Origin of the sequence: Modestobacter roseus (genome assembly GCF_007994135.1) — a bacterium.
Classification (GTDB): domain Bacteria; phylum Actinomycetota; class Actinomycetes; order Mycobacteriales; family Geodermatophilaceae; genus Modestobacter; species Modestobacter roseus.
The window spans coordinates 3201841-3214123 of sequence record NZ_VLKF01000001.1; the positions used below are offsets into that span (position 1 = coordinate 3201841).

The 12283-nt window shown below is 74.7% G+C and carries 16 protein-coding genes and 1 tRNA gene; 5 read left to right on the forward strand and 12 right to left on the reverse strand.

What is annotated here, in order from left to right; all coding sequences use genetic code 11:
- Nucleotides 1-16: 16 nt before the first annotated feature.
- Together JD78_RS15245 and JD78_RS15250 are read right to left on the reverse strand one after the other, a co-directional pair.
- A complete protein-coding gene (locus tag JD78_RS15245) occupies nt 17-856 on the reverse strand; it encodes a hypothetical protein (RefSeq protein ID WP_153358591.1) in 840 nt (279 codons plus the stop codon).
- Nucleotides 853-1149 (reverse strand): hypothetical protein, encoded by a 297-nt coding sequence (locus JD78_RS15250; protein ID WP_153358589.1) that lies wholly within the window; start codon nt 1147-1149, stop codon nt 853-855. The genes JD78_RS15245 and JD78_RS15250 overlap by 4 nt, the downstream gene beginning before the upstream one ends.
- Nucleotides 1150-1553: 404 nt before the next feature.
- Between JD78_RS15250 and JD78_RS15255 the strand changes: the two genes are divergently transcribed.
- Nucleotides 1554-2078 carry a hypothetical protein gene (locus JD78_RS15255; protein WP_153358587.1) on the forward strand — a complete coding sequence of 175 codons (525 nt, stop codon included), beginning with the start codon at nt 1554-1556 and terminating at the stop codon, nt 2076-2078.
- 56 nt (nt 2079-2134) lie between these two features.
- Entirely contained in the window at nt 2135-2614 is a 480-nt protein-coding gene (locus tag JD78_RS15260) for a hypothetical protein (RefSeq protein WP_153358585.1), read from the forward strand.
- Here JD78_RS15260 and JD78_RS15265 read toward each other — a convergent pair.
- The 7 genes from JD78_RS15265 to JD78_RS15290 all read right to left on the reverse strand — a co-directional run bounded on the left by JD78_RS15265 (nt 2604) and on the right by JD78_RS15290 (nt 7361).
- The gene (locus tag JD78_RS15265) at nt 2604-3641 is read right to left on the reverse strand and encodes a hemolysin family protein (protein WP_153358583.1); all 1038 of its coding nucleotides are present in this window, start codon (nt 3639-3641) and stop codon (nt 2604-2606) included. The two genes, JD78_RS15260 and JD78_RS15265, sit on opposite strands and share 11 nt — an antisense overlap.
- On the reverse strand, nt 3638-5041 hold the full coding sequence (locus JD78_RS15270; RefSeq protein ID WP_153358581.1) for a hemolysin family protein: 1404 nt from the start codon (nt 5039-5041) through the stop codon (nt 3638-3640). The genes JD78_RS15265 and JD78_RS15270 overlap by 4 nt, the downstream gene beginning before the upstream one ends.
- A gap of 199 nt (nt 5042-5240) precedes the next feature.
- Nucleotides 5241-5313 (reverse strand) — tRNA-Lys (locus JD78_RS15275).
- Between the two features lie 54 nt (nt 5314-5367).
- Entirely contained in the window at nt 5368-5823 is a 456-nt protein-coding gene (locus JD78_RS15280; protein ID WP_153358579.1) for a hypothetical protein, read from the reverse strand.
- Nucleotides 5820-6335, reverse strand: a complete 516-nt coding sequence (locus JD78_RS15285) for a hypothetical protein (RefSeq protein WP_153358577.1) — start codon at nt 6333-6335, stop codon at nt 5820-5822. Before JD78_RS15285 ends, JD78_RS15280 begins: the two co-directional genes overlap by 4 nt.
- 79 nt (nt 6336-6414) lie before the next feature.
- Nucleotides 6415-6549 (reverse strand): hypothetical protein, encoded by a 135-nt coding sequence (locus JD78_RS22635; RefSeq protein ID WP_267128555.1) that lies wholly within the window; start codon nt 6547-6549, stop codon nt 6415-6417.
- Nucleotides 6543-7361, reverse strand: a complete 819-nt coding sequence (locus JD78_RS15290; RefSeq protein ID WP_153358575.1) for a hypothetical protein — start codon at nt 7359-7361, stop codon at nt 6543-6545. Before JD78_RS15290 ends, JD78_RS22635 begins: the two co-directional genes overlap by 7 nt.
- A 99-nt stretch (nt 7362-7460) precedes the next feature.
- Here JD78_RS15290 and JD78_RS15295 point away from each other — a divergent pair, with 99 nt between their 5' ends.
- On the forward strand, nt 7461-8996 hold the full coding sequence (locus JD78_RS15295; protein WP_153358573.1) for an HAD family hydrolase: 1536 nt from the start codon (nt 7461-7463) through the stop codon (nt 8994-8996).
- Between the two features lie 60 nt (nt 8997-9056).
- On the opposite strand, the gene JD78_RS15300 is transcribed toward JD78_RS15295, so the two are convergent.
- Genes JD78_RS15300 through JD78_RS15310 form a run of 3 tightly spaced genes read right to left on the reverse strand, consistent with a single transcriptional unit; the run spans nt 9057 to nt 10727 of the window.
- Nucleotides 9057-9944 (reverse strand): Rieske (2Fe-2S) protein, encoded by an 888-nt coding sequence (locus JD78_RS15300; protein WP_153358571.1) that lies wholly within the window; start codon nt 9942-9944, stop codon nt 9057-9059.
- Between the two features lie 10 nt (nt 9945-9954).
- Nucleotides 9955-10395, reverse strand: a complete 441-nt coding sequence (locus JD78_RS15305) for a VanZ family protein (protein WP_228395020.1) — start codon at nt 10393-10395, stop codon at nt 9955-9957.
- Nucleotides 10392-10727: a hypothetical protein gene (locus JD78_RS15310; RefSeq protein ID WP_166520871.1), complete on the reverse strand. Its 336-nt coding sequence runs from the start codon at nt 10725-10727 to the stop codon at nt 10392-10394. The genes JD78_RS15305 and JD78_RS15310 overlap by 4 nt, the downstream gene beginning before the upstream one ends.
- Before the next feature lie 316 nt (nt 10728-11043).
- On the opposite strand from JD78_RS15310, the gene JD78_RS15315 reads away from it, so the two are divergent.
- Together JD78_RS15315 and wrbA are read left to right on the forward strand one after the other, a co-directional pair.
- Complete coding sequence (locus JD78_RS15315; RefSeq protein WP_153358567.1) at nt 11044-11574, forward strand: GtrA family protein; 531 nt, start codon at nt 11044-11046, stop codon at nt 11572-11574.
- A gap of 77 nt (nt 11575-11651) precedes the next feature.
- Nucleotides 11652-12254 (forward strand): NAD(P)H:quinone oxidoreductase, encoded by a 603-nt coding sequence (gene wrbA, locus JD78_RS15320; protein ID WP_208104110.1) that lies wholly within the window; start codon nt 11652-11654, stop codon nt 12252-12254.
- Nucleotides 12255-12283 lie beyond the last annotated feature (29 nt).

Below are 12283 nucleotides of genomic sequence, written 5' to 3' on the forward strand. Positions count from 1 at the left end.
CCGGCTGTCCGCGTCCTCAGCCGGTGACGAGCACGCAGCCCGCATCCCCGAACGGCTCGACCGCGAACCCCAGCGACTCCAGGCAGCCGGCGACCGCCACGTTCATGGTGGCCTGCACCGCGGCCGACACGTCCGCGCCGTGCACCTGGTCACGGCTCATCCGGTCGTGCTGGTGCCAGCTGACCAGCACCCCCGGGCGCCCCGGCTCCGGCGTGAGGCAGACCCCGCCGGAGGCGCCCTCCCCCGCGCAGTCGTGCAGCGACAGCCCCGCCTCGACCAGCGCCGAGGCGATCTCCACCACCAGCGTCACCAGCTCGTCCTCGTCGGCCAGCGGGCTGTCCCACTCCGCGGGCAGCCGGTCCAGCTGGGTGCCGAGGTCGGCCAGCCACGTCTGCTCCCCCGGCAGCGGCCGGCGCAGCAGCCGGCCGTCGGCCCGCAGCACCCCGTGCACGGCCTGCGCGGAGCCCGCCCGCCCGCCGGCCAGCGCCGCCCAGTCGGCGTCGACCCGGTCGGGGAAGGGCCCGGCCAGGACCTCCTCGCCGGACCGGCCCACCGGCTCCACCAGCCACCACGCCGTCGCAGCCGCCGGGCCGCCGGCCCGGGTCCCGGCCGGGTGGTTGGCGACGCGGACGGCCGCGGCCTCGCGCTGGACCGGCTCGGCGCCGGACGCCGACTGCGCCGGAGCCGCGGCGACCGCGGCGGCGGGGACGGGATCCACCTCCGCCACCCGGCGCTGCCCCTGCACCTGGTTGCGCTCGAACTCGTAGCGCGCCGTGGAGCTGGTGGCCAACGCGACGACCAGCGCGGCGAGGAGGAAGAAGCCGCCGACGGCGACGGCCGGCCACAGGAGGGTCACTGCCCGACCTCCGCGGGAACGCGCACCGGACGGGTGGTCCACTCCTCGGCCGTGCCCGGGACGGCACCCCAGTCGGCAGCCCGCCGCGACCAGGCGCCCAGCCGCGCGCGCAGCGTCCCCACGACCTCGCGGAGGCTCGGGCGCGCCGCCGTCGCGACACCGTGCGCGCCGTCCGTGGCGTCGTCCACGTCGTCATCCGCGGCGGTGAACAGCTCCCAGAGCGCCGCCAGGTCGGTGTCGACGTCCCCCGGGTGGGGCGACGTCCTGGTGGGCAGGTCGACGAACGTGGTCACGCGGGGGCTCCTCGGTGCTGGACGCCGCGGCTGGGGAAGTGCTGCGGACGTGCCGAAAGGTAGGGCCCGGGAGGCCCCGTCCGCCGCGCTCGGCGGCACGTTCGCCGGCGCCGTCACCTGATCGTTGTGCAGAGCACCGCTCAGGTCGCCGACCGCGTGCGGATGCCCCCTTGTCGACAAGCGGCACCGCGCCGACCTGGGCTTTCGCCGGTCACCGACCGTCGGCGGCCCGGATGACGGCCGGGCCCGGCGTGGCGCGCGGACCGCCTCCACCGCGTGTCCGGTTGAGTTCCGCCTCTCGGCTCAAGGAACTGCGTCGTCCACCCGTTGATTGGGCACGACGGGACGAACTCGTTCCGCGAATCGTCGGCACGGATGCCCCGATCGGAACGGAGTCCCTCCTCATGAAGCACCGCGCACCCACCCCGGTCACGACCCGCCGCCGCATCGGCGTGGTCCTGACCGCCAGCGCCCTCATGATCAGCTGCGGCGTCGCCGTCGCCGCCTGGACCAACAGCGGGACCGGCGCGGCGAACGCACGGGCGACGACCGCCGGCGCGCTGGTCGTGACCGCGGGGACCCCGGTCGGCACGCTCTACCCGAAGCCTGCGGGCGGGTACAGCTCGACGACGATCGGCGCCGTCTACACCACGGTCGCCAATCCGAACCCGTACCCGGTGCGCGTCCTCACCGCCACCTTCGGCACCGTGGTGATCACACCGCTCCCCGGGCAGACCTGCGCGGCCGGCAGCGTCGTCCCGTCGACGGCCGGCCCGATGACGCTCGGCGCGCCGGTGGACCTGCCGGCCAACGCCCCGGCCACGGCGGTGACCGTCCCCGGCGCCATCGAGATGGTCGCCACCGCCGAGGACGGCTGCCAGGGCGCGTCGTTCACCGTGCCCGTCACCCTCACCGGCGCCTCGTCCTGACCCACCGGCCGGGGTGCGTGACCGTCGCACCCCGGCCCCGATCCCGGAGGGCACCCGTGCGCGCCCGTCTCACCGCCCTGGCCGCCGTGGTCGCGGCCGTGCTCGCGACCGTCCTCGCCCTCGGCCACGCCACGCCGGCGCACGCCCAGTGGCACACCAGCGGCGCCGGCCCGGCCCGGCAGGCGGCGGTGCGGATGCCCGCCGGCCCCGTGCCCACCGTGACCATGCGCGTCGACGTCCGGCTCGGGTACGTGTACACGCTGACCTGGCCCACCGCGACGCTCCACGACGGGCAACCGGTGACCGGCTACGTCGTCTCCCGCGACCGCGGCGGGGCACTCCTGGCGACCGGGACGTGCGCCGGGCCGACGCTGCTCGGGATCGGCCTGACGGGCTATGCACCCACCGACCCGGCGGCACCCACCCAGAGCTGCACCGACGTCACCCTGACCCCGCTGGGCGCCGTCCGCTACACGATCACGCCGGTGTACGGCCGCTGGAAGGGAACCGCCTCGTCCTGGTCGCTCACCGTCTGAGAGGCGCCTCCGGCGAGGCCGTCGCCGGCGTCGGCTGCGGGAAGAGCCGGCGCAGCACGTCCGACAGCGTGATCACACCACGGACGGCGCCACCGTCGGTGACCACCGCGAGGTGGTTGCGGGTCTCCCGCATCGCCTTGAGCGCGGCGTGCACGGTGGTGGCGGCCTCCAGGGCGAACACCGGTCGCGCGAACTCCGCCGCGGCGGTGTCCGCCGGCGCGACGAGCATGTCGCGGACGTGCACCACCCCGGTGAGGCGGGTCCGCTCGCCCAGGAGGATGCGCAGGTGCCCGGTCCGCCGGGTGGCCTCGCGGACGGCGGCCACGGTGGCGTCGGCCGGCACCGACACCAGCGGCGCCTCGGCGGTGACCAGGTCGCGGACGGTCATCCGTTCCAGCTCCAGCGCGCCGGAGATCTGCGCGGAGAAGCTGGTGTCGAGCGCACCGACGTTGGCCGAGTGCTCGACGAGGTGGCGCAACGCGGCCGGGCTGTGGCCCACGGCGAGCTCGTCGGTCGGCTCGACGCCCACCCGCCGGACCAGCCAGTTGGCCGCGGCGTTCAGCGCGCGCAGGAGGGGACGGAACACCGCCATGAAGGCCCGCATCGGCGCGGCCAGCAGGGTGGCCGAGCGCTCGGGGTGGGCGATCGCCCACGACTTGGGCGCCATCTCCCCGACCACCAGGTGGATGAAGGTGACGATGACCAGGGCGAGGACGAACCCGACGACGTCGGCGGCGACCTCCGGGAGCCCCCAGGTCTCGAACAGCGGGGTGAGCCAGTGGTGCACGGCGGGCTTGCTGATCGCACCGAGGGCCAGGGTGGCCGCGGTGATGCCGAGCTGCGAACCGGCCAGCAGGAGGGTCAGCTCGGAGGAGTTGCGCAGCGCGGCCCGCGCCGAGCGGCTGGACGGCGCGGCCTCCTCCAGGCGGTGCCGCTTGGCGGCCAGCGCGGCGAACTCCACCGCCACGAAGAACGCGGACAGGGCGACGATGGCGACGGTCACGGCGACGACGGCCCACGCGCTCATCGGGTGCTCTCCTCGGTGGTGCCGGCGACCGGGGCGGTGGCGGCGGTGCGGTCGGGCAGTTCCAGGCGGACCCGGGAGGGCACGTGCCGGGCGACGGCGAGCACTTGGACGTGCAACAGCCTCGTCTCCGGCTCGTCGGCCAGCACCAGGTCGCCCGGGTCCGGCGGCAGCTCGACGGTCAGCGTGGCGCCCGGTTCGGGCAGGCTGCCCGCCTCGGCGATGACCAGGCCGGCGATCGTCTCGTAGTGGCCGCGCGGCAGTTCGACGCCGAGGGAGCGCTCGACCTCGTCGACGTGCACGTCACCGGCCATCTCCCACACGCCATCACCCTCGACCGGGACGTACTCGGGGGCGACGTCGGCGTCGTGCTCGTCGGTGATCTCCCCGACCAGCTCCTCGGCGAGGTCCTCGAGGGTGACGATGCCGGCGAAGCCGCCGTACTCGTCGATGACGCAGGCCAGCTGGTTGCCGGAGTCGGCGAGCTGGCGCAACGCGTCGGGCAGCGGGGTGAAGGTGGAGACCACCAGGCACTCGCGGGAGATGGCGGTCACCGGGGCGGTGTCCGCCGCCGGCGTGGTCAGCAGGTCGGCCAGGTGCACGACGCCGACGACGTCACCGGTCTCGTGGTCGAGCACCGGGTAGCGGGAGTGCCCGGAGCTCATCAGCTCGCGGACGTCGCCGAGGGTGTCGGTCACCGAGACGCTGCCGACCTGCGGGCGCGGGATCATCGCGTGCTCGACGGTGCGGTCGGGGAAGTCGAGGATGCGGTCGACGAGCATCGACAGCTCGGGATCGAGGTCACCGCTCTCCCGCGACTCCTCGACGATGTGCTCCAGGTCGCGGACGGTCGCCGCGTGCTCGACGTCGTGCACCGGCTCGATCTTCAGGGCTCGCAGCAGCAGGTTGGACGCCTGGTCGAAGACCCAGATCAGCCAGCCGAAGACCGCGAGGTAGACGGTGGTGGAGGCGCTCAGCCAGCGGGCGACCGGTTCCGGCCGCGCGATGGCGAGGTTCTTCGGGAACAGCTCGCCGAACAGCATCTGGACAACGGTGGAGAACAGCAGCGCGAGCACCGCGCCGACCCCGACGCCGACGGCGGTGGGGATCCCGACGCCGCCCAGCAGGGTGCCGAGGGACTGCCCGATCAGCGGTTCGGCGACGTAGCCGACCAGCAGCCCGGTGACGGTGATGCCCAGCTGCGCACCGGAGAGCATGAACGAGGTGCGACGGGTGACGCCCAGCGCGCGCTGGGCGGCGGCGTCACCGGCCTCGGCGCGGGCGCCCAGGGTGGCCCGGTCGACCGCCATGTAGGCGAACTCCTGGGCCACGAAGTACCCGGTGACCACGGTGATCCCCAGGACCACCAGGACGCCGAGCAGCAGAGAGAAGACCTCGGTCACCGGCCACGCACCTCCTCAGCACTGGAGGGGGTCGTGGCCTGGGGACTGTGATACGGGCTCATGGTTCTCTTCTGCGCGGGGGCGGTCGGTCACGACGGTCAACGCGGCGCCGTCGCTCATCGTTCCGAGATCCCCCGACCGGGTGGGTGTGGTCGTCAGCGGCTCACGGGCATCGGGTCGACGACGCAGGTCGGCGCGGTGGGCCCCGTGGGGATCGAACCCACAACCCGCGGATTAAAAGTCCGCTGCTCTGCCAGTTGAGCTAGAGGCCCGGGACGCGGAACGAGTCCCGGCACGAGGATAGGGACACCCGCGGTCGGCCAGCGTCAGTGCCGCCCCGGGTGCCACCTGGCCGCGAGCACCAGCATCGCGATGAAAGTGCCGACGGCGACGAGGCCGAGCGCGGCGGACGCCGTCCGGAGCCAGCCCAGGTCATCGGCCAGCCCGGGCCACCCGGCGAAGACGGCGTTCGGCACCAGCGCCGTGCCGTAGGCCCCCAGCACCACCGAGGACAGCCGCCGGGCCCGGACGGCGGGGGCGTCGTCCGCCACCTCCGGGTCGTACCAGGCGCGGCGGAGGAAGCCGAGACCGAGCAGCCCGCAGGCGAAGGCACCGATCCCGAGCAGCACCCACAGCGAGTCCTCTCGCACGGCACCCGCCAGCAGGGCCGTGACGAAACCCGCGAGGCAGGCGACTGCCGTCCCGCAGAGCACCAGCCCGGTGCGTCGCCACGCCACCAGGGTCGGCAGACCGACCGGCTCCGGCGCCTGCCCGTCGGTCACCGGGAGGCTCCACGCAGCAGGGCCGCTCGCCGCTCGAGGTGCCGCGGGATCAGCACCACGGAGGTCGACGTCCCCAGGCAGACGACGACGGCGATCCACCACCACGGGGACTGCGCGACGGCGAGGAAGGTGGCCACCAGTGGCAGGACCGCCGCCGACACCAGCGCACGGCCCCGGCTCGCGGACAGCAGCGCCAGCCGGTGCTCGACGATCCGCAGGGCATCCCCCCGCACGTCGTCGTCCTCGGGCACCGGGCCACGCCGCGCTGCGCGCTCGGCCCGCGCCTCGTCCGGCGACGACTCACCGGCGGGCAGCGACTCACGCGTCTGCTGCCACGTCAGGTACCCGACCACCGGGCCGCAGATCGCCGCGGCGCCGACGCCGGTGACCAGGGTGCCGACGGCGCCGAAGTCCCTCAGCCCCCAGAAGATCCCGACGAAGAACGGCGCGAGCAGCAGTGTCATCAGGGCGGAGACCTGCCACAACGAGGCGCGAAGCAACCAGGCGTTCACCCCGGCATCCTCTCCGTACCCGGCACCTCCCAACGCCGGCCGTCACCCGCTCAGGTGACACGGCCCAACGCGCCCTGCGTCAGAAGACCGCGACGAACAGCAGGACGAGCAGCGCGGTCACCACGAGGCTGACCAGCAGCGAGCCCAGGCCGCCGAGCCGGTTGGAGAAGAAGAGGAACATCCACGGCCGGTGCCCACCGGCGCTGGTCAGCACACCCGGCCCAGCAGCTCCTGCAGCTGTCTGCGCTGGCCATCGTCGAGCGGCAGGTCCACCGCGACCTCCTCGGCGGCGCCGATCTGCACCCGCAGCGGGAAGACGAACGGCTGCTTGGTCTCGGCCAGCACGTGCGGCTCGCAGCTCGCCGACCGCACGGTCACCGGCAGCCGGAGCTCCTCGTCACCGGCCGCGAGCACCTCCGGCAGCTCGCGGCCGGGCACCGGCTCGAGGACGACGCTGCGCTGCAGCGCCAGCACCCGGACCGGTCCGTCCGCGGCCCGGCGGCGCACGACCACCTCGCCACCGAGGGTCACCCCCGTGCCGCTGAACCCCTCGACGGTGACGCCGACGGCCGCTAGCGCCGCCGCGACCGCGCACTCCTCCGCGTGCACCCGGGCCAGGTCGTCGCCGGCCAGCGGCACCCGCAGGTCCTCCACGGCGCCGTCCGGCCGGACGACGGTCAGCCGCGCCGCCGCGGGCTCGACGTCCGCGTCGCACGCGACCTCCCCGTACTGCACCGGCAGGGCGAACGTCCGCCCCGGCGGGAACTCGGTGCGCACCTCATGGGGCGCCACCGCCCGGAAGCCGGGTGAGTCCAGCGCGACCGAGGTGACGGTGAACGCCGCCGTCCCGGTGTCGGTGATCCGCAGGTGCACCTGCCCACCGACGGCCTCGTCGGTGCGCAGCCGCACCGCCTCGGCCGCGATCCCCGCCACGGGCGGCACCGTCGGCTCCGTGACCGGGACGGGCGGCGGCGGCGCCGCGCAGGCGGCCAGCGCCAGCAGCCCCACGACCACGCCCCGCCGCACGCGGGCAGCGTAGGGCGGGATAGCCCGGGCGGCGGGCGATCCCGGCGCGCGTGGCACATCCCACCCGTCACTCCTGCCCCAGCCGTGAGACCTTGGGGAGTGCCCGAACTCGCCACCGAGCAGCTCGCGCCGGACTTCTTCGACGTCCGACGGCAGTCAGCGGTCTCCGCCGACACCGTCCGGCGCGAGGTGGCCGAGCCGGACTCGCCCGTCCTGGTCGACTTCGACCACACGCTCGTCGCCACCAACAGCACCGAGCTGTTCATCGCACACTGCCGGCCCTCCCTCGTGGTCGCCGTCATCGACCTGCTGGTGCGGGGGCGCCTGCCGTGGGGGCTGTTCCCCGGGCGCAGCGGCTACCGCTTCCGGGACTACCTCTGCGTCGTCCTGATCGTCGTCCTGACGCCCTGGAACCTGCTGCGGTGGCGCCGGGACGCACCCGCGCTCTTCGCGCAGCACCGCGCGAGCGAGATCTCCGGCCTGCTCACCGACGTCGACCGGTCCCGGCTGACGATCATCTCCTTCGGCATGTCCTTCGTGATCCGGGCGCTGCTGCGGGGGAGCGAGTACGAGTCCGCCGCGCTGCTGGCGACGCCGCTGCTGCCCGCGCCGTCCCGCTTCGCCGGGGGCAAGACGAGGACGGCGGTCGGGGCCGTCGGCGAGCACGAGGTCGCCCGGGCGGTCTTCCTCACCGACTCGCTCGACGACGCCGACCTGCTCGGGGCATCCCGGACGGGTCTCCTGATCCCGCGACAGGGCGAGCCCCTGTCGGCCCGCGAGCGGCTCTACGTCCCGCTGCGCTACACCGTCCGGGTCAAGTCCTCGCCGTGGTACACGTTCGACCGGCTGATCCTGGTGGACGCCCTGGTCGTCGCCATCGCCGTCGCCTACGACCTGGAGAGCCTGCTCCACTTCGTGCTGATCGTGCCGTTGCTGCTGCTGTCGGTGATGTCGGTCTACGAGATCGGCTACGTCGAGAACGACATGCACGCCGCGAGGTCCGAGGCGCGTCCGGTCCTCAGCCCACTCGTCTCACGGTTCCGGGACTACCCGATCCGGCTCGGCCCATGGATCTGGGCCACGGCCTTCGCCGCCGCCGGCCTGGCCGTGGCCGTCCTGCTCGACGAGCTGAGCAACGAGGAGCTCCTCGCCACCGGGGTCGCCTGGGCGCTCCTGCTGCTCGCGGTCCGAGGGGTGTTCTACGTCTACAACCGGATGCGGACCGAGACGCGGATCTTCGCCTACCCGGTGCTTCAGGGGCTGCGGTTCGGCGGCGTCTTCCTGGTCTTCGTCCCCAGCGTCCTCGGCGTGGTCCTGGTGCTGAGCCAGCTCACGGCGATGTGGGCCACCTACGTGGTCTACCGGCTGGGCGGCCGCAAGGAGGCCCTGAACCGCGATCTGTTCGGCACCGTGGCGTTCCTGATCGGCGCAGGCCTGCTGGGCATGACCGAGGTCCTGCACGGCGGGGTCCTCGCCGAGCCCCCCGGCCGCGAGTCGGCGACCGAGCTCTGCCTGGTCAGCGCCCTGCTGTGGTCGCTGGCCCGCCTCGGCAAGGCGCCGGTGTTGCGCCGCGTCAAGGGCGCACTCGCCTCGCGCCCGGGCCGGGACCGGACGGCTGCTGCGGTCGCGAGCTGATCGTCGGCGCTCGCACAGCGGGCCGACGACCAGCTCCCGGGCGGGGTCAGCCCCGCGGGATCACTTCGGCTCGTGCCGCTGCGGCAGCCGGGCGAAGGCGCGCCCGGCCTCGTAGCGGACCTCCATCTTCTCCTGGGCGACGGCGGCCGGTCCCCGCCGCGGCTGCCCGTTCTCCAGATCGAACGCCGAGCCGTGCCACGGGCAGACCAGGCAGGCCCTGCCCCGGACGTCCTCGACCTCCCCGTCGGCCAGTGGCCCGCCGACGTGCGAGCAGGCGCCGATGAAGGCGTCGACCCGGGGGCCGCGCCGCACGGCGGCGACGGCGATCGGGGTGCCCTGCCCCTCCCCGGTGCGCAGGGTGGGCCGCCCCTCCGGCAGGTCGTCCAGGGGACCGAGGTCGATCCAGTCGGTGGTCATCTGCCGGGCCATCGGCACCGCGTGGTTCATGCCGGAGGCCTGCGCGTACGACATGTGCCCGCCGATCGCCGCCGAACCGGTGACCAGGCCCAGCCCGCCGTAGGCCAGCGCCCGGCCGAGGCCGCCACGCCCCTTGGCCCGGGCGACCATGGACCCGACGTACAGGCCGAGGGCGGCCACGTTCGTCGCAGCGTGCACCGCACCGAGCCGGGTGACGTCCTTGTCCTGCTCGGACCAGTCGGCCGCTCCGGCCATCGCGGCCGGGAGGCTGGCCGCGACCCCGGTGCCGATCAGCACGGTCGCGGCCGGCCGCGCCGGCGGCAGCAGGTCGAGGATGCCGGCCGACGCCCAGGTGCCCACGGGCACCATCGCCAGCACCGGGTGCAGGGGGTGCCCCAGCCACCTGCCGTGCAGCAGGTCCTTGAACGCCTGTGGTCGCAGCAGCCCGCTGACCGCCGTGCGGGCGGCTTCCAGCTGCTCGTCGAACTTCGACACCTCGGACAGGCGGTCCAGCACACCCAGCAGGCTCATGCGCCCTCCCCTACCCGGCGGAGCCCGCCGGAACCCGGGAGCCGGGGAGAGCCGCGCGGAGACCGATGACCAGCAGCCCGGCCACCACCGCACCCGCCGCGTTGAGGCCGGCGTCGACCGGGGAGACGACCCGGCCCAGCGGCAGCTGCCACTGCAGCAGCTCGATCGCCGCACCCGCGGCGGCCGCGGCCGCCACCAGCCGGCCCGGTGACCGCAGCGCCGGCCAGCGGAGCACCGCGAGCACCGCCGCGGGCACCAGCAGCAGCAGGTTGCCCACCAGCTGCAGCGCGACCGCGGGGTCCCCCGGGGCGGTGGCGTACCACCGCAGCTCGGCCACCGGGTCCGCCCACGCGGTGACCCCCGCGGCCGCCGGGGTCAGGGTCACCAGCGCGACCAGCACCAGCACGCCGGCCAGGGCCAGCTCCAGCCCCCGGCGCGAGGTCGCCGTCACCAGGGCGCCGTCCAGTCCGCCTGCTGCGCCACCAGCGCCACCGCGGCGGCACCGACGGCGTCGACCTCCCCGGCCAGCGCGGGCAGCGCCTCCACCCCGGCCGTCGTCCGCAGCCGGACGGCCAGCCGGTCCGCGGCCTGCTGCAACCGGCGCGCCGCCGGGCCGTCGCCCTCCGGTGGCACCTCGACCGAGTAGCCCACCCCGAGCTCCCCGACGAGCCCGGGGAGGCGGGCGAGCAGCCGGGCGCTCGCGGCGGCGGTGCGCCACGCGGCGCCGGACACCAGCTCCGGCCGGCACGTGCCGGTGGCCTCCGCCCAGCGCAGCAGGGTCACCACCTCCGCCCAGATGACGTCGGAGACGACCTGGTCGACGGCCCCGCCGGACGGCGACCGGTGGGCGCGGACCAGCCCCCGGCCCGCGCGGGGTCGAACAGCCAGTGACGACGCTCGGGATCGCGCATGGACCGACGCTTGCGTGGGCACCTGACGCCCAGCTGGGACCCACCTGGGAACAGGCTGTCGACGGGTCGGGGTGACCGACCTCACCGAAAGTTGTAGAACGCACCGGGAATTCACATGCGTCACACGGACTTCGAGCCCGAGCATGGGTCTCCCCCGGCCCCCGCACTGCTCCCGAGAGGACGCCCCCGTGACCTGCCCGTCCCTGCTGCGCCGCTCCACCATCAGCGGCGCCCGCGAGGGGCAGGTGCTGGTCGCGGCCGGCCGCCGTCGGGCGCGCACCGTGCTCCAGGCCACCGCCGTCCGGCTGCGCCAGGACGACGCGGTCGCCCAGTTCGCCCGCTTCGTCGTCGTCGGTGGCCTGTCCAGTGCGCTGTACGCCGCCGTCTTCGTGGGCCTGGGCGGGCTGGGCGACCAGACCGCGAACCTCTCCGGGGCGATCGCCTCGACGTTGCTCGCCAACGAGCTGCACCGGCGGCTCACCTTCCACGCCGGCGGTCGGGTCTCCTGGTTCACCGCGCAGTGGGAGGGCGGCGGGCTGGCCGGCATCGGCCTGGTCGCCACCTCGCTCACGCTCGCCGGGGTGCACGCCCTGGTCGGCGACATCGGCACCGGCCCGCAGCTGCTCCTGATCGCGGCCGTCACCGGGATGATCGGCCTGATCCGGTTCGTCGCCCTGCGCAGCTGGGTCTTCTCCGCCGCGGGCGAGCGGCAGGAGTAGCTCGCTCGGACCCGGGGTAGCCCCGGGCTGGCTGGTTGAGAACGCAACCAGTCCACCCGACTGCCGAGGAGTCCCCCGTGGCGAAGATCGCCGTCGTCTACTACTCGTCCACCGGCAACACCCACCAGCTGGCCGCCGCGCTCGCCGAGGGCGCCGCCGAGGCCGGAGCCGAGGTGCGGCTGCGCCGCGTGCCGGAGCTGGCGCCCGCCGAGGCGATCGCCGCCAACCCGATGTGGCAGGCGCACGTCGACGCGACGGCGGGTGAGGTCGAGGAGGCCACCCCCGCCGACATGGAGTGGGCCGACGGCTACGCGCTCGGCACGCCGACCCGCTTCGGCACGCCCGCCGCGCAGATGAAGCAGTTCATCGACACCCTCGGCGGGCTGTGGTTCCAGGGCAAGCTCGCCAACAAGGGCGCGACCGCGTTCACCAGCGCGCAGAACGTCCACGGTGGCAACGAGTCGACCATCCTGACGCTGTTCAACATCTTCTCCCACTTCGGCGCGGTCATCGTGCCCCCGGGCTACACCGACCCGTTGCTGTTCGCCGCCGGCGGGAACCCCTACGGGGTGTCGACCGCCTCCGGCGGGGAGGCCGCCACCGCCTCCGACGCCGAGCTGGCCGCGGCCCGCTACCAGGGCCGGCGACTGGCCGAGGTGACCGCCAAGCTGGTCGCCTGAGCCCGTTGCGGCGACCCGCCGACGCCGGT

Coding starts and splice junctions, on each gene's coding strand:
- JD78_RS15255 (WP_153358587.1), top strand. CDS start 1,554: ATGAAGCACCGCGCACCCACCCCGGTCACGACCCGCCGCCGCATCGGC.
- JD78_RS15300 (WP_153358571.1), bottom strand. CDS start 9,944: ATGAGCCTGCTGGGTGTGCTGGACCGCCTGTCCGAGGTGTCGAAGTTC.
- JD78_RS15265 (WP_153358583.1), bottom strand. CDS start 3,641: ATGAGCGCGTGGGCCGTCGTCGCCGTGACCGTCGCCATCGTCGCCCTG.